Origin of the sequence: Rahnella bruchi, assembly GCF_003614975.1 — a bacterium.
Classification (GTDB): Bacteria; Pseudomonadota; Gammaproteobacteria; order Enterobacterales; family Enterobacteriaceae; genus Rahnella; species Rahnella bruchi.
The window spans coordinates 74,259-96,955 of record NZ_QZWI01000011.1 but is presented as its reverse complement, the minus strand read 5'-3'; the positions used below and the strand labels follow the sequence as shown (position 1 = coordinate 96,955).

Below are 22,697 nucleotides of genomic sequence, written 5' to 3'. Positions count from 1 at the left end.
ATAGTCTTTATCGCATCACATCAGAACGCATAATTCGCGCTGACCGACACACTGCGCGGTTCGCCGTAAACGGCGTAGTCACTGAGCCACGAGTAATAGGTGCGGTCAAACAGGTTGTTGATGTTGGCCTGAACCGACAACTGTTTTGTCACCTGATAACGGGTGAACAGATCGACAATCGCCGTGCTGCCCTCTGATACCCGTTGAGTCTCGCCGTCTGGCCCGGTTGCATCCTGGAAGGTGCGGTTTTGCCAGTTCACGCCGCCGCCGACTGTCAGATCCGGCATCATCGGCAACTGGTATCGACTGAACAGTTTCAGCTGGGTCTGTGGCATATTGCTGTTCAGGCGGCTGCCGGTGTCGTCTTTCGCCACATAACGCGTCGCACCGAAGGTCATTTGCAGATTGTCAGTGACTGCGCCACTCAACTCAAACTCAGCCCCTTTGCTCACTGTACCATTTGCCGCAACGTATGCCTGCTCGCTGGAACCGTTGACGTGATCGCTGCCATCGGCCTGGGGGACATTATCCTGCTCAATGCGGAACACCGCGAGTGAGGCGTTTAGACGACCGTCCATCCATGCCGATTTCAGGCCAGTTTCGTAGTTTTTACCCGTAGTCGGTGACAGATAATGGCCGTTGATATCGCGGTCTGTCTGCGGCTGGAAGATGGAGGTGTAACTGGCGTAAGCCGACCAGGTATCGTTGATGTCATACACCAGCCCGCCGTAGGGCGTCATGTTGTTCTTCTGCATGTTGCCGCTGCTGCCGTTGCTGGTCCACTCTGTGTAACGCGCACCGACGATCAGCGAAAGTGGGTCAGCCAGCGAGAAGCGTGTAGCAAAATAGCCCGCTTTCTGACGAACCACATCGTCGGCGTTCAGGTACCAGTCGCCCCACTCCGGCTCGCTGACGCTGCCGTCCCAGCTGTTGCCAAAGCTGCCAATGGCGTCGCTGTCAATGGCCCCATCGGAACTGTAAGTCTGGTTATGCTGGCGGCTGTAGCTAAGCCCGGCGACCATCTGATGCTGACGACCAAAGAGTTCAAACGGCCCGGTGGCATAGGTATCCACCGAATCCACTTTGCGCGTGCCACGGTCTTTACTGCCAAAACCGCTCAGCCCTTCGCCGGTGGTGTGATCCGGGAAATCCATCAGATACAGCAGCTTATCGTTGAATGTTTGCTCGCCATGCGTGCCGTTGACCCGCCATGTCCAGCCGTTATCAAAGTCGTGTTTTACGTTGGCAAACACTTTACGTGACTGAATGGCGTAATTCGTCCAGTCGGCGGAGGTATTGGTGGTGCGGTCGTAATGGGTCCGCGAGCCGTCGGTGTACCAGGTAGGCAGGCCGCCCCAAGTCGGATTTCCGGTGTTGGTTTCCTGATAATCATAACCGAGGGACACCGTGGTGTTGTCAGTCACATCGGCGTCGACTACGCCGTAGAAGAATTTTTTACGCTTGTGATAACGATCCAACCAGCTGTCCTGATCCTGATAGCCCGCCACGATCCGTCCGCGCACTGAACCTTCCTGATTCAGAGGGCCGGAAGCATCCAGCACATAACGTTGTTTGTTCCAGCTGCCATAGCTGGCACTGATATCGCCGGTAAATTCTTTGCTGTCAGCATGCTTACGCACCATATTTACCGACGCCGCCGGATTACCTGCGCCGGTCATCAGACCGGTTGCACCACGCACCACTTCGATACGGTCATAAATCGCCGTGTCTTCCGCTGCATCGCCAAAGTTCCAGGTGTCGCTGACGGACGAAGGAATATCGTCATAGGTGTAATTGTTGATGTAAAAGCCACGGGAAAAATAGGATACGCGTTCGCTGTCGATCACTTCCGTGGAGATGCCCGTGGTGTTGTCGAGCACATCGCCGACCGATTGCAGAGCCTGATCCTGCATACGCTGTCGCGTGATCACACTGACCGACTGCGGAATATCGCGCGGGGTCAGGTTAATTTTGGTGCCTGCGGTCGTCGTTTTAACCGCATAATCCTGCTTGTCACTGCTGGCGTCGGTAGGCGAGCCTTCGATCACCATATCCTTCGAGTCACCGGACGTTGCGGTATTTGCCGCGCTGTTGGTTTCCGCCGCCCAAACGGGATTGATCGCTACAATAATAACCAAAGCCAGTGATGAAACGGTAAAGACTTTTCTTACATCCGTTGCGCAAAACTCCGCGACTTTTCCCCTGCCAGTAAAGGACATAACGCATTCTCGTAAAATTTTTTGAGGACGCGACACTGTTTCTATTTTTATTTTTTACAAGAACAGTTCGCAATGAGAACGAGAATAGTAATTATTAACATTGTTATTGTCGTGAGGAGGTTAATTTTTATTGCGTAACAAATTATTAATGTGAGTCGTAATCAGGAATGGGAGGGACTCGTCAGCACCCGAAGGCATGTTTCAGACTATTCTGTGACCGCATCGATGCCCATCCGCCTGATGTCTTCTACCCTTAAGTGTTCCACATAAGGAGACGCTATGAGACGAATCATGCTGGCCCTCACCCTGCTTATCGCGGGTACCGCCACCGCCGAAGACACCACGGCGCAACACACTCCCGCCACCTATATCAATATCCTCTGCAGTTCCGCGCTTAATAAACCTGACGGTTCGGCGGATTATTTCCGTAATCGGATCAAGGATGTGTCAACGCAGTCGCAGTCACCTTCAGCGATAAACAGAACGGAATTTGATGAGGATGAAGCCGATAAGGTGATTGAAACCTGGACGTCGCTCAGCAAGGCTGAACGCGAAAAAGTGACGACACAGCAGCAATGTCAGGACACGCTGAGCAAACGCTATCAGGCCGGATAAAGGTGGGTTATTGATAAAGGAATGCGGCTCCCTGTCCGCATTCCATGAGAAAGATTTTACTGCGCCTTACTGACGCGCCAGACCACGTTGCCCGCATCGTCCGCAATCAGAACGCCACCCTGCTTATCCATTGCCAGCCCGACCGGAAGACCGCGAACCTGTTTCTGATCGTCAGTCAGGAAACCCGTCACGACCGGCTGCGGGAGTCCCACCGGTTTACCGTTTTCGAATTTCACCCACATCACCTGATAACCGTTCAGTGGTTTACGGTTCCAGCTGCCGTGTTCACTGACGAACGCGCCGTCGCGATATTGCGGCATATTATCGCCGGTATAGAACAGCAGTCCGAGCGGAGCAACGTGGGAACTGATGGCGTAGTCCGGCTTGATGGCTTTCTCCACCAGATCCGGACGCGGCGGTTTCACCCGTTCGTCCACATGCTGCCCGTAATAGCTGTAGGGCCAGCCGTAGAAACCGTGTTCCTGTACCGACGTCATGTAATCCGGCACCAGATCAGAACCAATTTCATCGCGCTCATTCACTACCGCCCAGAGTTTTCCACTCTGCGGTTCCCATTGTAAGCCGGTCGGATTACGTAAACCGCTGGCATAAATCCGGCTGGATCCGGTTGCGGCATCCACTTCAAGCACTGCCGCGCGCCGGTCTTCAGCCCCGATACCATTTTCAGTGATGTTACTGTTGGAACCGACGCCGACATACAGTTTGCTGCCATCCGGGCTCGCCAGCAGGGATTTTGTCCAGTGATGGTTAATCGGACCGCCCGGCAATTGCGTGACCACTTCGCCCGGCGCGGTGATCTGCGTTTCGCCGGTCCGATACGGATACTTTATCAGGCTGTCCGCGCTCGCGACCCACAGTGTGTTCCCCGTCAGCTGAATGCCAAAGGGTGAATTGATATTGGGGATAAACGTATGTTTTTCCCACTTGCCATCAGTATTACGCAGCAACGTGATACGGTTCCCGCCCTCGCCGCCTTTGCCTGATGACTTTTGAACCAGGCCCATAATCAGCTCTTTCGGGCGGAAAATGAGTTTTTTCGCCGGACCGTTTGATTCTGCAACCAGCACATCGTTATTGGGCAGAACGTACACCTGACGCGGATGTTTCAGCCCTTCTGCAATTTTCTCGATTTTCAGCCCGTCGGCGACTTTAGGCATTTCACCGTTTTTCCAGGGAATACCTTCCGGCACTTTCATCGGTGGCATCAGAAAGTTTTGCGCTTTTGGCAGTTCAGGATCTGCCCCGGTCTGTTTTTTCGGATCAATCTGCGAACTGTCGTCGCAACTGCTGAGCAGCGCCGCCAGTACGCAGGCGGATAACAGCCGTTGATAATTTTTCATCGCATTGTCCCTCCTGCAACCGGCAGGCGAAATGCCAGCTGAACATTGCCCAGTAAAAGAAGCACCACCACCAGTGTGGAAAGAATAACGCCAGCAGGAACCACCGCATAAGCATCACGGCTGTGAATAAAAGCATTGAAAATCGCCAGTACCACCGCCACGAGATTCAGCCAAAAATGCAGTTTCAGCGCGCTGTCAGAAACGGATTTCGGCCCCGTCCATACCTGAAAAAGATTAATCAGTCGTGGAATAACAGCGATGATCAGCCCAAGTACAATCAGCCAGTTCGCCGCATCGGTCCACATGGTGATAAAGGTTTTCATATAGAGGATGTCGAAAATCCAGGCAGCGACAAAGAACCCCAGAGGAATGGGATTTAACAGTTCGTACAGCGCCGTTGCAACTCCACGGCGTGCCGAATTCGGATGCGTTTGCATGTCTTTCTCCTTTGACTAATCCGGAGCTGTCAGCGCCAGAAAATGGCACCACAGCCAACAGGTGTACCTGTAATAGATTAGTAAAGTTGAAGAATACTGCCGAAGTGATTGTCACAAAGGAGGATTGCGCGCCCTGTCAGGTAAACGTCATGGCCCAGGTAATAACGCCCGCCACGACGGTGGTAAAAGTCAGGGCAACAAGAAAAAGAATGTCAGTTATCTTCTCCAAAACGGGGTTACGCCGCTGTTTGCGCGTTCTTAACGTCCAGTAAGACATGATGGTGGTGGCCAGATAGAGGATTGCGTTGACCGCCAGCAGATCATCACCCAGCGTGCCTTCGCGCCGCAGCGTGGTGATCACCTGAAAAATCCCGATAACGGTGATACATACGCCGACCATTCCGGCTGACGCGGTAAAGATATGCACGCAAATATCTTCATCTAACCGGGCATTGTTTTTCGTTCTGAGCATGGCCGTTTCGCCCCGCTGAAAAATGGTGTCTTTCAGCTATCAGCGTAGCCTGTCTTCGGGGCGTTGCACGGCTCGGACAACGGTTCACATCACGAGAAGTTTTCCAGCACAGAAAGAAACGTATGCCGGTCGCCGTGGCCTTCGGTTAAACGTACCCGCCCTTCGATGTCGGCAAGATGACTGTCCATCAGTTGCTGCGCTTTGGTCAGGTCTTTTTCTTTGATAGCCGCCACAATCATACGGTGATGATCTGCACCGCAATCATCTTTATGATCTTCTTCATACAAAGACATCACCAGTGAAAGGCGCGCAACAATCTTCGCCAGCATTTCGGTCAGCACCGGATTTCCGGCGATTTCCGCCAGAACGATATGAAATTTGCCGGAAAGCACGGTTTTCGATTTTTCATCGCCATGATGATGTATGTGCTCTTCCTCGTCCGCCAGTTTTTCCAGCGCTTCAAGCTGTTCTGTCGTAGCACGCTCCACGACCAGTTCGAGCAACAGAGCCTCAATTTTACGGCGTGCCTCAAACAGGTTTCGGGCCTGTTCAATGCCAGGTTCCGCGACAAACGTGCCACGATTTCGTTTACGTTCCAGCAGATGATCGCTTTCCAGCACGCCCAGTGCGCCGCGCACCACAGTGCGGCTGACGCCAAAGTGTTCGGCAATCGCCTCTTCAAGAATTTTTGTGCCTGGCTTTAACGCACCTTCCCCGATGGCGGCCGCCAGCGTGGCGCGGATCCGCTCGGAAACATCGTCGTTATTATCAGCCGAACTGGCCGCGACCGGCGCTGTCCTGGCGCTTTGCGTGCGCGTTTTCTTCATCATTTTCTCCAGGTTAACTCTCAGTCATACACCTTTATTCAAACTATTTGCCTCATGACAAATTGTCCGGATACGCTCAGGTTAATTATCCCGATAAGAATCTTTCTGCGCAAACACTGAATAAGGGTTCAGGTTATTTGCACAGAAGTTCTTCAGCTCATTATTATGCCTTTCCGCTCGCAGATAGCGCGGATATAGCGTGCCGAGTCCTGAATAAACCGGGTAGCTTCCTGCAAGCCATAAGACTGGTTTTCATAGGTCGGATAACCGTATTGCGCACTTTCAAATTCTTCCCAGTCCGGGATTTCACCTGCAGCCACACGTTTTTCACCTTCATCAATCATAGTGAAATAGGCTTCCAGCTCCGCCGCATTCAGATCCGGATGACCAGCACGCCAGCGCGGATCGTCAATCTGAATACACTGGCGCGGATTGGGCTGGCGGCGTTTATCATCCGTGGACTGGTTGATTTCCAGCGACAAATTCAGGTCAGGATTCGCCTTAGCGAGAATCGGCAAAATAGCACTGAAATCAACCACACCTTGTCCGCAGGCGCGCGGCTGAAAATCCAGACCGCCGGGTGCACGTCCGACCCAGGCATCTTTTATGTGAGTCTGGCGGATATAAGGCGCCAGCCGTTGCGCCGCCATCACCGGATGTTCCCCGCGCTGCAACATATTGGCGGTATCCAGCACCGCGCCGACACAATCTTCCCCCACTCTTTCAATCAGGCGCAAGATCTCAAAAGAGGTGATTTCATCATGCGTTTCAATATTCATATGGACGCCATGAGCCCGCGCTACAGGCGCCAGCTTGAGCAGCACGTTGCCGATGCCCTGCAATTGTTCATCCCAGCTGACATCGGTTCGAAAACGATCTACCGCCAGACGTCCCCGGTACTCTCCTTTAAAATTTCCGGGCGAAACCCACATCTCGCGACACCCAATCGCCGCGCTGGCTTCTATCATTCGGGTGAAACCCGCAATAATGTCGCCCTCTCCAATCGCCCGTAATTCCGGGGCTTCTGCGCTGCAATAAGGGTTTATTTTGCCCAGACCACTTTCCAGATACAGACCTAAATCGTCCGCTTTGGCGCGAATCTCCCGCAGCATTCCTGCATCCAGCGTCGGGCTCATATCTAATACTGTGCTGAAAAATATGCCTTCCAGCCCCAGTTCCTTTACATAGTCGAGGCTGCCCAATGGCCCGCGCTTTTTTACTTCAGGCAGTTTCTGCCCGTCGATGCCTAATTTCATACAGTGCTCCGGAGTCGTGTGCTGCCAAAAAGTGGGTGCAAATTCTGGCTGAGTCGTTGAAATATGAATGTTGCAAATCATATGCCAGTGCAAACACATAACCAAAAAAACTCTTTAATTACGTTAAATATCATTAATTTAATTACAACCACTAACATTCGAAAGGATATTCGAATATTATTTCGCATTAAAATATCAACATTCGCACCAAAATGGTTAATACAATGCACCATAATGGCGTATCTGCAATGCTACAAGATATGCGAATATCACGGTTTATTTTTTTAACCATCTGCGTGCGAATACATAAATAAGGATTTAAACATTATCTTTCAATGAGTTAAAATATGATCTGTCTGGCTTACTCCATTCTGGCACGCTGCTTGCTTTTTCATCTTCAAGCACACGACTCAGATCCGGGAAGCCTTATGTCAGACATGCAAAACACCACTGAAAGCAAACGCCTGAACGTTCAGGGCCTGACTCACAGTTACGGTGGAAAGAACGCCATCAGTGATGTGTCATTTTCAATTGAAGCGGGCGAAATTGTTGCGTTGCTGGGGCCGAGCGGCTGTGGAAAATCAACCGTACTGCGGGCTATCGCAGGGCTTATTCAGCCGAAGAACGGAAAGATCGTGCTGGGTAATCAAGATCTGGCAGATGTTTCAGCAAGAGGACGTGGGATCGGCATGGTGTTCCAGAACTATGCGTTATTCCCGCATCTGACCGTGGCCGAGAACATCGCCTATCCGCTGGCCTGCCAGCAGATTTCCCGTGCAGCACGTAAACAGCGTGTGGAGGAAATGCTGTCACTGGTCAGGCTCAATGATTTTGGCAACCGCCTGCCGCGTGAATTATCCGGGGGACAGCAGCAACGTGTTGCCGTCGCCCGCGCTATCGCCGGTCGTCCTTCTCTCCTGCTGCTTGATGAACCCTTCGGCGCACTGGATCGCGCGTTGCGTTTCGATCTTCAGGTCGAACTGCTGCATCTGCAAAAAACGCTCGGTATCACCACGCTTATCGTCACCCACGATCAGGAGGAAGCACAAAGTCTGGCGAACCGTCTGGTGCTGATGAATAAAGGCAACGTCGAACAAATCGATACGCCGATGACGGTATATGACCGTCCCAAAACGCTGTTCGTGAATACCTTTATCGGGCAGGCCAATCTTCTGCACGGCACGGTACTGCGTTTTGAACTCGATACCACTGTGATCGGCCTGCCGGATAACCGGCTGCTTCGCCTGCCGCGCCGTCTGAATTTCACTCCGGGTTCCCGGGTCACTATTACCTTCCGTCCGGAAGAAGTCCGTTTAACCGCACTGCCGGGAGAAAACACCCAACCGGCGCGGATGACGGTTTCAGTGCCGCTCGGACCTTCGCTGGTCCATGAGCTGGTTCTCGAGGACGGAACCAGTTTGCGCGCATCTGAGGTCAGAGGCCCGTCGACCTTTATCCCGGAACCCGGAGCACAACTTTTTGCAGAAATTGATACCGCAAGGTGTCATGCCTTTCCGGCTGAACCGGAATTCATCAGTGAATAAACAGAGGTGAACTTTATGAAAGACTTTGAAATCAGTCGTCGCCGGTTCGGTTATCTCATGGCGGGCGTCGCGGCCTCCACAATGCTGCCCTTCCCGTTACGCGCTGCCAGTCCGGCGGCCAGCGGCAGCGCGGTCGCGGCCACTTTCCCCGGAAACTGGGAAGACGCTTATCGCAACGTGCTTACGCCGGTACTGAAAAAGGAAGGCTTTGATCTGACCATCGCGCCTGCTATGGCACAGGATCAGCTGGCTAAAATCATGGCCAGCCCCGGCAATCCGCCTTACGACACGTTGCTGATGTCGCCAGGACAAATGACGATTGCGATTCAGAACGATCTTATTCAGAAAATTGACCCGTCCAGACTTAAAAACTGGCACCTGCTTGACCCGTCATTCCAGGGCGAATACGGCCCGACCGTGACCGTAGAAGTGAACGGTATTGCCTATAATCCGGATCTGGTGCCGCGTCCAAAAGGGTACCGCGATTTGTTTGAAAATCCGGCCTACAAAGGGCTGGTGTCATGGACCGGTTTTGCCTCGAATACCGCCGTGATGGCCTACACCGAAATCGCCAAAATTTACGGCAAAGGTCCTGCGGATATGGCGGCGGTATTTAAACTTTTCAGAGAACATCCCGAGCAACTCAAAGGCGTGGTGGACAGCACTAACCATCAGATGACGCTGTTCCAGCAAGGAGAAATCGCGGTGTTCATGTGCAGCACCAGCAACGTGGCGCGCCTGAAAAGCCTTGGTCTGAATGCAGAGTTTGTGCATCCGGAAAGCGGATCACCGGCCGCACCGGTCAATATTCATCTGACCAAAGGCAGCAAGAATCTGGACGCCGCTTACGCCTATATGGATGCCGCCATTTCTCAATCCGCGCAGCAGCAGCTTGAACTGCCGCCGACCGAGATGTTCCCGACCAACAAAAACGTGGCACTGACTCCGGCGATTTCCGCGTATGTCACCCGCGAACAGCTTAAAACGCTGGTTTATCCGGACTGGGCTGAAATAAACAAAAACCGTGATGACTGGATCCGCCAGTTCGACACTCTGGTTGCAGGCTGAGGTGAAATGATGAAGCAGAGCGGCTTCCCTTACGTCGTACCGATGTTATTGCTTTCCGTGGCATTTTTTGCGACGCCACTTGCCGTCCTGGTCGGTTTCAGCTTCACCGGACACGGCGGAGCAACGCTGGATCATTACGCCCGTTTCTTCGGGGATGCGTTCAATTTTCGCGTATTGATCAACACCGCGCGTCTCGGTATCGAAACCGTTATCGGCACCACTCTGCTGGGCATTCCGATTGCCCTGCTTTACTGGCATGGCGGACGCAATCTTCGGCAGATCCTGATTTTCCTGACCCTGATCCCAATGCTGACCAGCAACGTAGTCCGCACGTTTGCCTGGATAGTGATCCTCGGGCGTCAGGGGCCGATCAGCGAGGCGCTGATGTCTATGGGCATTACCGGGATGCCGACCAGCCTGATGTTTACCGAACTCGGGCTGGTGATGGCAATGTGTCAGATTGACCTGCCGCTAATCATTTTGCCGCTGATTGCCATTCTTTCCCGGACGCCGTATCAGCTCACCGAAGCGGCACAGGTGTCGGGCGCCGGCCCGTGGCGCATTCTGGTCACCGTACTGCTGCCGCTGATGTTGCCGGGTTTACTGGCGGGGTGGATCCTGGTGTTTGCCAGTACCAGCAGCTCTTTCGTCACTCAGGCGGTGATCGGCGGCGCGCGAAATGTGTATGTTCCGCAACTGATTTATCGCGAAGTCGGCACGCTGTTCGACTGGCCGCTGGCCTCGGCAATCGCCGTGGTTCTGTTGCTTTCCACGGGCTGCCTGCTGGTGGCGCTCACCATGATTTCACGCCACAGGAGACTGGTCGGCCATGCGTAAACAATACGAAAATCCGCTTCCGGCGCTGCTCTATAAACTGTTTGTGTATGGCTTCGGCACGTTGTGTGTCATCTATCTGGTGGCACCGATTGTTATCGCCCTGATGATGTCATTTACCTCCGGTCAGACACTGAAATATCCGCCGCAGGGCTTTTCCCTGCGCTGGTACGAAGCGTTGCTGGACCCGGTTCGTTCAGCCACAGAACAGACCGCGGCGTGGAACTCGCTGAAAATCGCCGGTCTGGCAGTGCTCGGCGCCCTGCTGTTTGCGGTGCCCGCGACCATCGGTATGACCCGTATGAAACGCAGCAGCGTCAGCACCATCGAACCGCTGCTGCTTGCTCCGCTGGTTTTGCCCAGTCTGGTTTATGGACTGGCGGCGCTGATTGTGGCGAATTTTATCGGCTTTCAGCCGTCGCTGTGGCTCACGGTGATCGGGCATGTGGTGGTGTTCGGCCCGCTGATGTACCGCGCGGCGTCGGTGGTCGCACAGGGGATCAACCCTTCACTGGCGGAAGCTTCCACAACTATGGGCGCCAGCTGGTTTATGACCCTGCGCCGCGTCACGTTACCGCTGTTATTACCGGGGATCCTGGCCGGTGCGTTCCTGGTATTTATCCAGTCACTCGACAACGTTTCGGTTTCACTGTTCCTTGCGGACGCGAAAACCACGGTACTTCCTCTGCGCATGTTCGCGCTGATTGAAGAATCGCTCGATGTGCGTGTGGCCGCTATTTCCGGGATCCTCATTGCCGTGACGTTGCTCGGCCTGCTGGTTGCCCGGCGGGTTCTTGCGCCACGCCCCGTACCTGAAAACTCATAACTCACTGACTCATTTTTGACGTAAGGAACACCCTATGAACACTCATCCGACGATGGCCAAAGGCTCCCGTATCGGACATTTACTGGCAGATTTCCAGCCAGATTTCGATTTCATCGCCCCGCTTCCTTTACCGGTTGAAGAGTTCGAAGAACGTCTGCGTAAAATACGCCGTCAGGCTGTCGAAGCCGGACACGACGCGATTGTGGTTCACGCCGGCAGCGTCGGCTGGTTCCATGCATCCAATGCGTACCTGCGTTATATCTGCGACTGGATGCGCGAAGGCGTGCTGATTATCCCCACCGATTCGGACCAGCCGCTGGTACTGCTCTCATTCTTTACCCAATCGGTGTTGTTGCCACCCGGCGGTGAACCGGTGCTGGTGGATGAAATCTGGCAAATCGGGCCGATCGGGCGCGAATACTCCGACCGTCCGGGGGATTCCGTGATTAAAACAGCGGAGAAATGCGCGCAGATACTGGCCCGCTTCGGGCTGACTGCGGCACAGATTGGCAAGATTGGCGACCGGACATCCCTGACATTTTGGGCTGCGCTTGAAACACTGACGCCAAAATGCAAATTCGTGGCTGATAACGCCATTGTGGATCGCCTGCAAAAGGTGCGTTCACCACGCGAAATTGCATTATTCCGTGGCGCGGCGCAGATGATCAGTCTCGGGACGCAGGCCGCCTATCATGTCACCAGACCGGGTGTGACAGACCATGAAATCTACGCAGCGTTTTCTTTTGCTCAGCTGGCTGCCGGCGGCGAAACCGGCGACGGTTATCAGATTGGTATCAATGAGTTTGGTACCCATTGCGGCAAACCCTACGGGCATGTGGTGCGTCCCGGTGATCTGATTAACCTGTATATTTCCAACGTAACCTGCCGGGGCTATACCGCGCAAACGGCCAGAATGATTGCCGTCGGTGATATCACGCCACATCAGGAAGACGTGCTCGCCGCCTGTACCGAAGGGGTAAAACGCGCTGAGAAGCTGATCCGACCGGGCGCGCTGATGCGCGATATTAACAATGCCGCCTTCGGCCCGATGATTGAACGCGGCATGCTGACTTCACCTGAGGCGAGGACGATGCCGTATAACTGGGCACCGATGCCGGACGGGGACGCGCGGCTGATCCCGCATCAGTATGTGCAGGATATCGACTGGGAAGCGCAGGGGCGCAAGCTGATGCATGTGTATCCGGCGACGCATGGCCCGCACAATCCTAACCTCGGGCATTCCGTTGGTATGGCTGGCGCACAGAACAGTTTTAATATTTCATCACATAACTATGACCGGCTGGAAGAAGGCATGGTGTTTGTCCTGCATACCCAATGGCTTGAGCCACTGTCGGCGGGCTGTAATATCGGTGATTGTTACGTTGTCACTAAAGACGGTTTTGAAAATCTGAGCCACCATACGCCGCTTGAAACCCACCGTATCGCCGCAGGGAACTGATATGACCCGACCTTCTTCACATACTCATTTTGATTTTGCACAGCTGACGGAACGTGAACGTTATAAAATTCTCATCGGCACCGTGATCCCGCGCCCTGTCGCGCTGGTCACGACTGTCAGTAAAGACGGCGTACCGAATGCCGGACCGTTCAGCTTTTTCAATGTGCTGACGCATGACCCGGCGATTGTGGCGATCGGCGTCGAGAATTATGCTGATATGCGCTTTAAGGACACTGCGCGTAACATCCGTGAAACCGGCGAGTTTACGGTTCACATCGTAGACGATGCGCTGGTCAGGCAGATGGAAATCTGTGCCATAAAATTCGGGCCAGAGGTCGATGAACTTAAAGAAGCCGGGCTGGATACTACACCGGGGCTGATGGTCAGAAGCCCGCGTATTCTTGCGGCCCCTGCGGCGCTGGAATGCCGTCGTCACACCACGCTTGAGGTGGGACCGGCGCGGGAGATTATTCTCGGTGAAGTGCTGGGGGTTTATGTGCGAAGCGATGCGGTTGACTCATCGAATCTGCATATCGACCAGCAGATGATGGACGCTGTCGGAAGAATGGGTGGCCATACTTACACCCGAACGCGCGACCAGTTCGATATTAAGACGCTGACACCGGAGGAATGGGCAGCCAGGGGATGATAAAATCAGATATCAAAATCATTCATTCGGGACGGACTGCCGGGGAAATTATCGTAGGACCCGCTGATGTAGGTGCCTTCTTTAAAGATGATGACTTCATCGACTCTGACTGGATGAGAGCAAACGGCACAGACAATAGAATTTACCTGTTCAGCGAAAGGGGTATTCGCGCTGGCGACAAAGCGGTCTGAGCCGCATTGCTCGCAGACAATCCTGATATCTGGCATGTGATGAGTCCGGCATTAAGAAGTAATCATTAACTTAAATATAGCATAATTAGATTATTCTCATTGTTGATAGTTATTTCCAGTAATTTCAAGCAGAAAGTCGCCTTTTTTAACCGCATCCTGCAAAAAAATCCCAAAAAAAAGCCCGCTCGAAGGCGGGCAATCACAGACGGACACAAGGATTAAATGCAGTGGTTATCTGTAGCGTGGTACAGATGAATCAATCATAGCTTCCTTTACGTTGTCCGCGAGGTGACTTTGGTGGAGTGATGAAAAATAGGAATATTCCGCAGAGTTATCCCCTCAAACCACGACGCCACCGGCAGACTCTACCGGTGCTTTCTGAGTGTTAAAGCGTGCCGGTACCGCCGTCGGAGCACCAGACCTGACCGGAGGCATAGCTGCTTTCCTGCGAGGCCAGCGTGACATACATCGCGGCAATTTCCGCCGGTTGCCCCGGACGTTTCAGCGGTGCCTGCTCACCGAACTTCTCGACTTTTTCCTGCGGCTGACCACCACTAATCTGTAACGCCGTCCAGTAAGGCCCCGGTGCCACCGAATTTACTCTGATGCCATCCGGCGCCAGCTGTTTGGCAAGCCCTTTGGTGAACGCCACAATAGACGCCTTGGTCTGGGAGTAATCGAGCAGATTGTCGCTCGGTAAAAATGCCTGAACCGAGGATGTATTAATGATCGACCCACCGCGCGGGATGAATGCCAGCGCCGCTTTGGTTATCCAGAACATTGCATAGACGTTAGTTTTAAACGTGGCGTCAAAGGCTTCTGTCGTCAGATCCTTAATCGAATCGCAAAACTGCTGACGACCGGCATTATTGACCAGCAGATCCAGTCCCCCGAGCTTCTCTTCGGCTTCTTTCACCAGTTGCTGACAGAATTTCTCATCGCGGATATCGCCGGGGATGGCGACGACCTTCAGCCCTTCACTCCAGAGTAAATCCACCACTTCTTTCGCGTCCGGCTCTTCATCAGGCAGATAGTTGATCGCCACCTGCGCGCCCTCTCTGGCGAATGCTATCGCCACCGCACGACCTATACCGGAGTCACCACCGGTGATCAGAGCCTTACGCCCTTTCAGCCGGCCGCTGCCTTTATACGTTTTCTCACCGTGATCGGGCACCGGTTTCATTTTGCCAGCCAGTCCCGGAAACGGCTGTTTCTGGTGTTCAAACGGCGGCGTCGGGTATGCGTCCACATGAGGGGCATTGAGTGATTCGGGAATCGTTTTGTGATTGCTCATAAACATTCCTTATTTGAAAAATGAGTGAACTTTAAGGCTAGAAGAAATCGTGGCCTCCACATGCACTAACGGACAGTTCTGAAATCATTTGCATTTCGACACAAAAAAACGCCCCGCCATCAGGACACTTTCTCGTTATTATCCTGTCCTACAGAAAAAGCACAGGCTTTGGCTTTATGACTCATACAACGGACTGGCAGCATATCACCGAAGCACGCATTAAGTTGATGGTTTTAAACGGGATAATCTATGCGTCATTCTAAAATTGTTTTGTTATCTGCCCTGGTTGTTTCTTCATTGTTACCTCTGGCTAATACTGCGTTTGCTGCGTCAAACTCGCATGAAATCAAATCGTTCTACGATGATTCCAAACTCTACGCGATTGGTGACCAGGTTCCGGCGCTGTACCGCACCAAGCCTTACGAAATCGTCGGCTGGCAGGAACGTCATTTACCTGCACCGGATGCAGGCAGCCACTGGACTTACATCGGCGGCAGCTACGCGCTGATCACCGATACCGACGGCAAAATCCTCAAAGCTGAAAACGGCGACATCTACTTCCAGTAATCCGGAAACGAATTACACAGATAAGGCCTGAAGAGATTCAGGCCTTTTTTATTGGCGCGTCCGTAGCGCCTGACTCACTTTTGAAAGTATTAAATAGCGGAAGTATCAGACAAATAGACATATCATTATGCGTGAACAGGGTTGGTTCACGCAGTGTTCAGCACAATGACGCCGGACGAACAACGCGAACTGTCAGAAATCACCAATGAGCATTTGGCTCTTTTCCGGGGCTCCCATGAGCGACACGCAGCAACGCCATCCCGTGCGCAAGCACCCCATGAAACTCAGCACCTCAGTCATTCTGATGGTCAGCGCGGTGATTGCCTCCGTGTTGCTGGTCGTGCATATGCTTTATTTTGTGCAGGTCAGCGACACCACCCGTGACGGCGTAAAAGATAAGGCGCTGGCTGTCGCCCGCACGATGGCGGACTTGCCGGAAACCAAACGCGCCCTGCTTCTGCCGCCTGACAGCAATATCATTCAGCCGATCGCCAGTTCGGTACAAAAGCGCAACGACCTGCTGTTTATCGTGGTCACCAATATGGACGGCATCCGTTATTCGCATCCGAATGCCGATGTGATCAGTCATCATTTTATCGGTGATGACATTAATCCGGCGCTGCTCGGCAAAGAGAACGTCTCGATTAATAAGGGCACGCTCGACGAAGCGCTGCGCGTTTTCACGCCAGTCTACGACAACAATCATAAGCAAATCGGCGTGGTCGCCATCGGGATTTCGCTGGTCAAAGTCACCGAACAAATTAACAAAAGCCGCTGGAGCATTCTGTGGACGGTGCTGTTCGGCATGATTGTCGGCGCGCTGGGCACGTACTGTCTGGTGCGCATGCTCAAACGCATTCTGTTCGGGCTGGAACCTTATGAAATTTCGACGCTGTTCGAACAGCGTCAGGCGATGTTGCAGTCGATCAAAGAAGGTGTGATCGCCGTAGACGATCTGGCGCATGTCACATTGATCAACCAGACTGCCCGCCAGATATTTCAGGAAACCGCCAGAGACGTGACGCCGGATGAAAACACCTTGCCGCTGATCGCTAATCTGCGGGATGTGGTGAATACCGGTATTCCGCGCCGCGACGAAGAGATCAATTTCAAAGGCCGTTTACTGCTCAGCAACACGGTGCCGGTGCGCAATAACGGCGTTATTATCGGCGCCATCTGTACCTTCAGGGATAAAACCGAGGTCAGCCAGTTAATGCAGCGCCTGAGCGGCATGGTAAACTATGCGGATTCGTTGCGGGAACGGTCGCACGAATTCATGAATAAGCTGCATGTGATCCTCGGATTGCTGCACATGAAAAGTTATGCTCAGCTTGAGGATTACATCCTCAAAACCGCCAATAACTATCAGGCGGAAATCGGTTCCCTGCTGCTGAAAATTAAGTCTCCGGTCATTGCCGGTTTCCTGCTGAGCAAGATTAACCGAGCCTCTGATACGCGCCATCTGCTGACGCTCAGCGATGACAGCCTGCTGCCGGACAACAATAATGAAGATCAGGTCGCGGCGCTGATCACCGTGTTGGGTAATCTGATTGAAAATGCGCTGGATGCGCTCGGTGAGCAACCTGATGGCGAAGTCAGCGTGCTGCTGCACTATCAGAACGGGCAGCTGGCGTGCATCGTAAGCGACGATGGTCCGGGTATTCAGCCGGAAAATATTGAAACCATTTTTGAAAAAGGGGTGTCGTCGAAAGGCGACCAGCGTGGCATGGGCCTGTTCCTGGCTAAACAGCAGGTCGAAAGCCTGGGCGGTTCGGTTAATGTCGAATCCGAGCCCGACGTTTACACCCAATTTTTTGTACAACTTCCCTGGGATGCGGAGAGGACAAGTTCTTGATCAATGTGCTGATAGTTGATGACGACGCCATGGTAGCAGAGCTGAACCGCTGTTATGTTGGCCAGATAGAAGGCTTCACGTGCTGCGGCACGGCGTCGACGCTGCAACAGGCGAAAGATCTGGTTCTGAATTCAGAGCTGTCTATCGACCTGATTTTGCTCGACGTGTATATGCAGCAGGATAACGGGCTGGATTTACTGCCTGAACTGCGCAACGCGCGGCGCCCCATCGACGTGATTGTGATTTCGTCTGCCGCTGATGCCCAAACCATCAAAAAGTCGCTGAATTACGGCGTGGTGGATTATCTGATTAAGCCGTTCCAGTTTTCCCGTTTTGAGGAAGCGCTGACCGGCTGGCAGCAGAAAAAAACGCTGATGGATAATCAGCAATATTACGAGCAGTCAGATGTGGACCGGCTGATCCACGGCAGTAATCCTGCCGCAGTGGATACCAAAAAGCTACCGAAAGGCTTAACGCAGCAGACATTACGCACGCTGTGTCAGTGGATTGATGCCCATCCGACCATGGAATTTTCCACGGATGAACTGGCCAGTTCGGTGAATATCTCGCGGGTATCATGCCGTAAATACCTGATCTGGCTGGCGCAGATGAACATTCTTTTCACCAGCATTCATTACGGCGTGACCGGTCGTCCGGTTTACCGCTACCGTTTGCAGGCCGATCACTATTCGCTGTTAAAGCAGTACTGTCAGTAAATCGGGTCAGTAAGTCGTGATCCGGTAACTGTCATCCAGCGGCGTGAAAGCAAACTGCCGCTGTGATGACAAAATAATCTGCCCGTCGCGGGTGACAAATACCGCTTCGATGTGCGGAATTTGCTTCAGATATTCCAGACTTTTCTCCACGCCCATTCCGTACAGCAGCGTCGTCCAGATATCCCCGTCTATCGAATCTTCAGAAATAATGGTCACGCTGAGCAGTTCGTTATCCAGCGGGTAGCCGGTTTTCGGATCGAGAATGTGATGATAACGGTGGCCGTCCAGCTCGAAATAACGTTCGTAAATACCGGAAGTGACCACTGATTTACCGGTGACGTTGATCACGCCAATCAGTTCATCCGGCGAAGCAAATGGTTTTTTCAGGCCAATCGCCCACGCCCCTTCAGCACCCGCACCGAGCGTTTGCACGTTACCGCCCAGATTGATCAACGCGTTTTCAACCTGCTGATCCCGCAGATAATCACGCACCACGTCCGCGATATACCCTTTGGCAATCGCGCCGAGATCGATTTCCATTCCTGCCTGTTGCAGAAACACCGAACGGGTGTGTTCATCGAGGATCACGTCTTCGGGATTTGTCAGCGACAACAGCGTCTGTAAATCCTGCGCGGCAGGAATGCTGTGCCCGCTGAAACCGATTTTCCAGCGCTTAACCAGCGGGCCGATAGTGAAATTGAAACTGCTGTCTGGCAGGCAACTGATGGCTTTTGCGCGACGGATTAATTCAAATACCGGCTCGCTGACGGTGACAGGGTCACGTCCGGCGGCATGGTTAATCGCCATAATATCGGAATGCGGGCGATTCACCGTGAAGGTGCTTTCCTGCAATTTGATCAGCCTGAAAACGCCAGACGCCAGACTCTCGTTATGTTCAAACAGCTTGAGAAGAATGGGCGAGCCCATCAAAACAGCGGAATAAGCATAAATACGGGAGTCTGGCGTCATTGTATTACCTTGCGTGATAACGGTTACCGCATCGCGAATTTCGCGGCGTTCTGTCCTGCAAGGATACCGAAGATAATGATATCTGCAACGGCGTTACCGCCGATACGGTTACCACCGTGGATACCCCCGACCACTTCGCCCGCCGCAAATGCGCCGCCGAGCACCTGTTGCTGCGCATCCAGCACGCAGGTTTCAGTGTTGATTGTCACGCCGCCCATCGTATGGTGTACGCCCGGCGCGATACGGATGGCGTAAAACGGCCCCTGATTGATCGGGTGGCGCAGCGCGGTACGGCGGCCAAACTCGGCGTCATCTTGTTTATCCACAGCCACGTTGTAGCTTTCGAGCGTGGCGAGGAAGGCGTCTGAGTTCATTTCCAGTTTAGCCGCCAGTTCGCGTGGCGAGTTGCCGCTGATAACAAACCCTTTGGCAATGTATTCGTCAGCCGCTTTGTTGTTCAGGCGAACCTGTTCATCAAACACCACGTAAGCAAATTTCTCCGGCAGCGCGATGATGTTCGCTGACACTTTGTCGCGGGTTTCCATTTCATTGAAGAAGCGTTTGCCCGCCTGACTGACCAGAATCGCACCACCGCCACGAATAGCTTCGGAGATCAGATAAGATGTGGTCTGTTCCACGGTCGGGTGGATCTGAATTTCGCCCATATCGACGGTTCCTGCGCCGATGTTTTGCAAAATGGCGATACCGCTGCCAGTCGCGCCTTTATGGTTAGTGGTGACAAAGCCATCCAGCTCAGGGCGGTATTTCACGACCATATCGCGGTTGGCGCTGAAACCGCCGGTGGCGACAATCACGCTTTTCGCGTTAACCACCTGCACTTCGTTTTCATCATTGAGCAGATTCACGCCCTGAACCGCGCCTTCTGCATAACGGATTTCAGTCACAGAGGTGTCGAGCATCACGTCGATATTGCGTTTGTTGAGATTTTTCACCAGACCGCTTATCAGGAAGCCGCCCACTGCACTGCGGTCCGCCGGACGGTGAGTACGGTCGATGCTCATCCCGCCGGTAATGGTGATATCGCTCAGTTCAATGTTGTGTGCTGCCAGCCATTCCACCGCCTGTGGCGCACGCTCAATGAACTCTTTCAGCAACACGGTATTGTTTTTGAACTGGCCGCCTTTCAGGGTTTCCTGATAGAACAGTTCTTTACTGTCTTCAATACCTTTCAGCTTTTGGAAACGGGTTTCTGCGGCGTTCATACCAACCGACGCTTTAATGGTGTTACCGCCGATGGTCGACATTTTCTCGACGATCAGGACTTTCGCCCCTTCGTCACACGCCTGAATCGCTGCCGCCAGACCTGCACCGCCGCTGCCGACAACCACAACATCATAGTTCTGTGGCTCATTCAGGCTGCCGCCCTCTTCCAGCAACTGCGCTTTGCAGGATTTTGCGATGGCTTTGGACACCGCTTTTTTAACCGCTTCACTCTGTTCTGTCGCGCCGGTCACCGCATCCACGTGCGGGCTGTTGGCGTCCAGAATACGGGTACGGATAATTTCAAAACTGGTGGTGAATTCCACATCCAGATCCGCCCCCGCTTCCAGCGCGATATCGGCAATACGGTCGGTTTCCAGACTGACGCTTACCGCCAGCTCACGCGCAGGATCCTGCACTTTTTCCTGGAACACACCGGCTTTGAATTTCTTCGAGGTCATGCTCATATCGCGGATCATCGCGTCCACCAGCGAGAAGCGCCACAGCGGTTCAGGGATGGTCAGCGCTTCGCGTTGCGTGCTGTCGATAAACAGGTCGAGTTTCTGATCGGCAGCGATACGGTCAGTCCAGTCCGGATAAGCGATACACGCTTTACCGATGGCGACCATGTCATAGCCGTGTTCCAGCGCCAGATCCGCATCAGATTTGTTGACGATACCGCCCACGCCCATCACCGGGATTTTTGCCAGTGTGTCCGAACGCATCGCAACATATTTGTCGATCAGCGGCGTCGGATCCGTGGTATCGACAATGGAAGGTCGCAGCGAGTAACCGAGGGAGAAATGCAGGTAATCCAGACCGCGCGCCGCCAGCTGTTCCAGCAGATACATAGTGTCGGCAAAACGGATGCCCGGTTCTTCCAGCTCTTCCGGCGAGAAGCGGTAACCGATAATGAAAGAATCATCGGCGTATTTCTTCGCCATCTTATGTGTAATTTCGAGCACTTCCAGCGGGAAGCGGGCACGGTTTTCGCGGCTGCCGCCCCATTTATCGTCACGCTGGTTGGAATTCGGGGAGAAGAATTGCTGGATGAGATAGGTATTGGCACCGTGGATTTCTACACCGTCAAAACCGGCTTCAATCGCGCGACGCACGCCTTCGCCGAATTTGGCGATCATGCCGTCAACGTCTTCAGCGGTCAGTGCCACCGGTGTGGCGGCACCTTCACGCGGAGCCGCCAGCGCACTTGGTGCGACAGGCTGCTGGCCGCCAATCAGTTTCGGCTCGCTCATGCGCCCGCCGTGATAAATCTGTAATACGGCTTTAGAACCCTGAGATTTCACAGCGGAGGCGATTTTCGCCAGTCCGTCTACTTTGGCGTCATTGTCGATACCGATAGCGCCAGGGAAAGCCAGGCCACGGTCATCCACAAAACAGCATTCAACAATAACAGTCCCGATGCTGCCGGCGCGGGCGCGGTAATATTCGACCAGTTCGCCGGTCACGGTGCCGTCATAAAAGCCGGTGCAGGTGGTCATTGGCGCCATCAGAATGCGATTTTTCAGCACAGTACCATTGGGTAAAGTAAACGGGCTTAATAGCAGATCGTTGTTGCTCATAATAGTGACTCCAAACTTTAAGGTTTTAAATCTGAATTCGTCACCGGCGCGCTATTTTGTGAAGCGTGATGAAATGTTTATTTATTATTCGTTGTATTATTTCAGAGCCGGAATCATGCTTATTAATATAGTTTTATTTTTACTTTCTAAACCTCTTACATTAGTTAATTAACTATTTATCTATTAACTTAATGCCTGTTATATTAAAATTATGTTAACGGGTAAATTAAATAATCACATTACTGTAAACTCCCGGCGTAATTGTATTTAACTGATGAGAATATTATTACATCCTCCGGGCCTTATCCTTTTGCAGTTCACGAACTTCAGCCGCTGGCAAGTGGCGGAGGACGGCCAGAGGATCACTCGCTGTTGCAGCATCTTACTGTGAATGACTCTCATTTGGCCTACTCCTTTTTTGCTTATCTACTCCTCACAGACTCTGTGCAGGAGATAGCCGCCCCAAATTACGTCTTAATTAATCTGACAAAGCCTGCCCTTTTGTTTTATTCCATTTAAAAACTATTCAGCCCCGTATTTTGTTGATCAAGATCAACAGTTAAAAATAGGGAAATCGCATTATATAAACATTGCCTCCCTCTTACTGGGAATAAGAGTTACCTGACAAAAATAACAATAACGAGGCAATTAACATGCCACTATTGAATAACTAAAAAAATGATTAAGTAACTAAAAAAACCAAACAACATTTTACCTATGCATCATCACAATATTCC

At 52.7% G+C, this 22,697-nt stretch carries 20 protein-coding genes; 10 read left to right on the top strand and 10 right to left on the bottom strand.

The window, feature by feature from the left end; all coding sequences use genetic code 11:
• Positions 1–20 precede the first annotated feature (20 nt).
• Positions 21–2,219 (bottom strand): ferric-rhodotorulic acid/ferric-coprogen receptor FhuE, encoded by a 2,199-nt coding sequence (fhuE, locus tag D5398_RS17710; protein WP_120508807.1) that lies wholly within the window; start codon positions 2,217–2,219, stop codon positions 21–23.
• Between the two features lie 279 nt (positions 2,220–2,498).
• Between fhuE and D5398_RS17705 the strand changes: the two genes are divergently transcribed.
• Positions 2,499–2,834: a hypothetical protein gene (locus D5398_RS17705; RefSeq protein ID WP_120508806.1), complete on the top strand. Its 336-nt coding sequence runs from the start codon at positions 2,499–2,501 to the stop codon at positions 2,832–2,834.
• Positions 2,835–2,890: 56 nt separating this feature from the next.
• On the opposite strand, the gene D5398_RS17700 is transcribed toward D5398_RS17705, so the two are convergent.
• The 5 genes from D5398_RS17700 to D5398_RS17680 all read right to left on the bottom strand — a co-directional run bounded on the left by D5398_RS17700 (position 2,891) and on the right by D5398_RS17680 (position 7,187).
• On the bottom strand, positions 2,891–4,195 hold the full coding sequence (locus D5398_RS17700) for a PQQ-dependent sugar dehydrogenase (RefSeq protein WP_120508805.1): 1,305 nt from the start codon (positions 4,193–4,195) through the stop codon (positions 2,891–2,893).
• Positions 4,192–4,632: a DUF2231 domain-containing protein gene (locus D5398_RS17695; RefSeq protein ID WP_120508804.1), complete on the bottom strand. Its 441-nt coding sequence runs from the start codon at positions 4,630–4,632 to the stop codon at positions 4,192–4,194. Before D5398_RS17695 ends, D5398_RS17700 begins: the two co-directional genes overlap by 4 nt.
• Before the next feature lie 136 nt (positions 4,633–4,768).
• Entirely contained in the window at positions 4,769–5,104 is a 336-nt protein-coding gene (locus D5398_RS17690) for a hypothetical protein (protein ID WP_120133403.1), read from the bottom strand.
• 89 nt (positions 5,105–5,193) lie between these two features.
• Positions 5,194–5,934, bottom strand: coding sequence for a GntR family transcriptional regulator (locus D5398_RS17685; protein ID WP_244216788.1), 741 nt, complete (start codon positions 5,932–5,934; stop codon positions 5,194–5,196).
• A 149-nt stretch (positions 5,935–6,083) separates the two neighbouring features.
• Positions 6,084–7,187: a sugar phosphate isomerase/epimerase family protein gene (locus D5398_RS17680; protein ID WP_120508802.1), complete on the bottom strand. Its 1,104-nt coding sequence runs from the start codon at positions 7,185–7,187 to the stop codon at positions 6,084–6,086.
• Positions 7,188–7,615: 428 nt separating this feature from the next.
• On the opposite strand from D5398_RS17680, the gene D5398_RS17675 reads away from it, so the two are divergent.
• The 6 genes from D5398_RS17675 to D5398_RS17650 are packed head-to-tail and all read left to right on the top strand — an operon-like array spanning position 7,616 to position 13,567.
• The gene (locus D5398_RS17675) at positions 7,616–8,731 is read left to right on the top strand and encodes an ABC transporter ATP-binding protein (protein WP_208645996.1); all 1,116 of its coding nucleotides are present in this window, start codon (positions 7,616–7,618) and stop codon (positions 8,729–8,731) included.
• Between the two features lie 15 nt (positions 8,732–8,746).
• On the top strand, positions 8,747–9,799 hold the full coding sequence (locus D5398_RS17670; protein ID WP_120508800.1) for an extracellular solute-binding protein: 1,053 nt from the start codon (positions 8,747–8,749) through the stop codon (positions 9,797–9,799).
• A gap of 6 nt (positions 9,800–9,805) precedes the next feature.
• The gene (locus tag D5398_RS17665; protein ID WP_238485586.1) at positions 9,806–10,636 is read left to right on the top strand and encodes an ABC transporter permease; all 831 of its coding nucleotides are present in this window, start codon (positions 9,806–9,808) and stop codon (positions 10,634–10,636) included.
• Positions 10,629–11,459, top strand: a complete 831-nt coding sequence (locus D5398_RS17660; RefSeq protein WP_120508799.1) for an ABC transporter permease — start codon at positions 10,629–10,631, stop codon at positions 11,457–11,459. The genes D5398_RS17665 and D5398_RS17660 overlap by 8 nt, the downstream gene beginning before the upstream one ends.
• A 34-nt stretch (positions 11,460–11,493) precedes the next feature.
• On the top strand, positions 11,494–12,918 hold the full coding sequence (locus tag D5398_RS17655) for a M24 family metallopeptidase (protein WP_120508798.1): 1,425 nt from the start codon (positions 11,494–11,496) through the stop codon (positions 12,916–12,918).
• Position 12,919: 1 nt separating this feature from the next.
• A complete protein-coding gene (locus D5398_RS17650; protein WP_120508797.1) occupies positions 12,920–13,567 on the top strand; it encodes a flavin reductase family protein in 648 nt (215 codons plus the stop codon).
• Between the two features lie 5 nt (positions 13,568–13,572).
• Here the strand turns inward: D5398_RS17650 and D5398_RS17645 are convergent, their stop codons facing one another.
• A complete protein-coding gene (locus D5398_RS17645; RefSeq protein WP_120508796.1) occupies positions 13,573–13,794 on the bottom strand; it encodes a hypothetical protein in 222 nt (73 codons plus the stop codon).
• Positions 13,795–14,143: 349 nt separating this feature from the next.
• On the bottom strand, positions 14,144–15,052 hold the full coding sequence (locus D5398_RS17640; protein WP_120508795.1) for an SDR family oxidoreductase: 909 nt from the start codon (positions 15,050–15,052) through the stop codon (positions 14,144–14,146).
• Positions 15,053–15,301: 249 nt separating this feature from the next.
• On the opposite strand from D5398_RS17640, the gene D5398_RS17635 reads away from it, so the two are divergent.
• From D5398_RS17635 to dcuR, 3 genes are all read left to right on the top strand, one after another.
• Positions 15,302–15,619: an RcnB family protein gene (locus D5398_RS17635; protein WP_120133393.1), complete on the top strand. Its 318-nt coding sequence runs from the start codon at positions 15,302–15,304 to the stop codon at positions 15,617–15,619.
• A 235-nt stretch (positions 15,620–15,854) separates the two neighbouring features.
• Entirely contained in the window at positions 15,855–17,474 is a 1,620-nt protein-coding gene (locus D5398_RS17630; protein WP_120508794.1) for a sensor histidine kinase, read from the top strand.
• Entirely contained in the window at positions 17,471–18,190 is a 720-nt protein-coding gene (dcuR, locus tag D5398_RS17625; protein WP_120508793.1) for a two-component system response regulator DcuR, read from the top strand. The genes D5398_RS17630 and dcuR overlap by 4 nt, the downstream gene beginning before the upstream one ends.
• Before the next feature lie 6 nt (positions 18,191–18,196).
• Here dcuR and D5398_RS17620 read toward each other — a convergent pair whose 3' ends face one another.
• Positions 18,197–19,159, bottom strand: a complete 963-nt coding sequence (locus D5398_RS17620; protein WP_120508792.1) for an FAD:protein FMN transferase — start codon at positions 19,157–19,159, stop codon at positions 18,197–18,199.
• A 23-nt stretch (positions 19,160–19,182) separates the two neighbouring features.
• Positions 19,183–21,960: a flavocytochrome c gene (locus D5398_RS17615; RefSeq protein WP_120508791.1), complete on the bottom strand. Its 2,778-nt coding sequence runs from the start codon at positions 21,958–21,960 to the stop codon at positions 19,183–19,185.
• Positions 21,961–22,697 lie beyond the last annotated feature (737 nt).

Coding starts and splice junctions, on each gene's coding strand:
- D5398_RS17695 (WP_120508804.1), bottom strand. CDS start 4,632: ATGCAAACGCATCCGAATTCGGCACGCCGTGGAGTTGCAACGGCGCTG.
- D5398_RS17685 (WP_244216788.1), bottom strand. CDS start 5,934: ATGATGAAGAAAACGCGCACGCAAAGCGCCAGGACAGCGCCGGTCGCG.
- D5398_RS17670 (WP_120508800.1), top strand. CDS start 8,747: ATGAAAGACTTTGAAATCAGTCGTCGCCGGTTCGGTTATCTCATGGCG.
- D5398_RS17665 (WP_238485586.1), top strand. CDS start 9,806: ATGATGAAGCAGAGCGGCTTCCCTTACGTCGTACCGATGTTATTGCTT.
- D5398_RS17690 (WP_120133403.1), bottom strand. CDS start 5,104: ATGCTCAGAACGAAAAACAATGCCCGGTTAGATGAAGATATTTGCGTG.
- D5398_RS17630 (WP_120508794.1), top strand. CDS start 15,855: ATGAGCGACACGCAGCAACGCCATCCCGTGCGCAAGCACCCCATGAAA.
- fhuE (WP_120508807.1), bottom strand. CDS start 2,219: ATGTCCTTTACTGGCAGGGGAAAAGTCGCGGAGTTTTGCGCAACGGAT.
- D5398_RS17655 (WP_120508798.1), top strand. CDS start 11,494: ATGAACACTCATCCGACGATGGCCAAAGGCTCCCGTATCGGACATTTA.
- D5398_RS17700 (WP_120508805.1), bottom strand. CDS start 4,195: ATGAAAAATTATCAACGGCTGTTATCCGCCTGCGTACTGGCGGCGCTG.
- D5398_RS17680 (WP_120508802.1), bottom strand. CDS start 7,187: ATGAAATTAGGCATCGACGGGCAGAAACTGCCTGAAGTAAAAAAGCGC.
- D5398_RS17645 (WP_120508796.1), bottom strand. CDS start 13,794: ATGCCAGATATCAGGATTGTCTGCGAGCAATGCGGCTCAGACCGCTTT.
- D5398_RS17615 (WP_120508791.1), bottom strand. CDS start 21,960: ATGAGCAACAACGATCTGCTATTAAGCCCGTTTACTTTACCCAATGGT.
- D5398_RS17640 (WP_120508795.1), bottom strand. CDS start 15,052: ATGAGCAATCACAAAACGATTCCCGAATCACTCAATGCCCCTCATGTG.
- D5398_RS17620 (WP_120508792.1), bottom strand. CDS start 19,159: ATGACGCCAGACTCCCGTATTTATGCTTATTCCGCTGTTTTGATGGGC.
- D5398_RS17705 (WP_120508806.1), top strand. CDS start 2,499: ATGAGACGAATCATGCTGGCCCTCACCCTGCTTATCGCGGGTACCGCC.
- D5398_RS17660 (WP_120508799.1), top strand. CDS start 10,629: ATGCGTAAACAATACGAAAATCCGCTTCCGGCGCTGCTCTATAAACTG.
- D5398_RS17635 (WP_120133393.1), top strand. CDS start 15,302: ATGCGTCATTCTAAAATTGTTTTGTTATCTGCCCTGGTTGTTTCTTCA.
- D5398_RS17675 (WP_208645996.1), top strand. CDS start 7,616: ATGTCAGACATGCAAAACACCACTGAAAGCAAACGCCTGAACGTTCAG.
- D5398_RS17650 (WP_120508797.1), top strand. CDS start 12,920: ATGACCCGACCTTCTTCACATACTCATTTTGATTTTGCACAGCTGACG.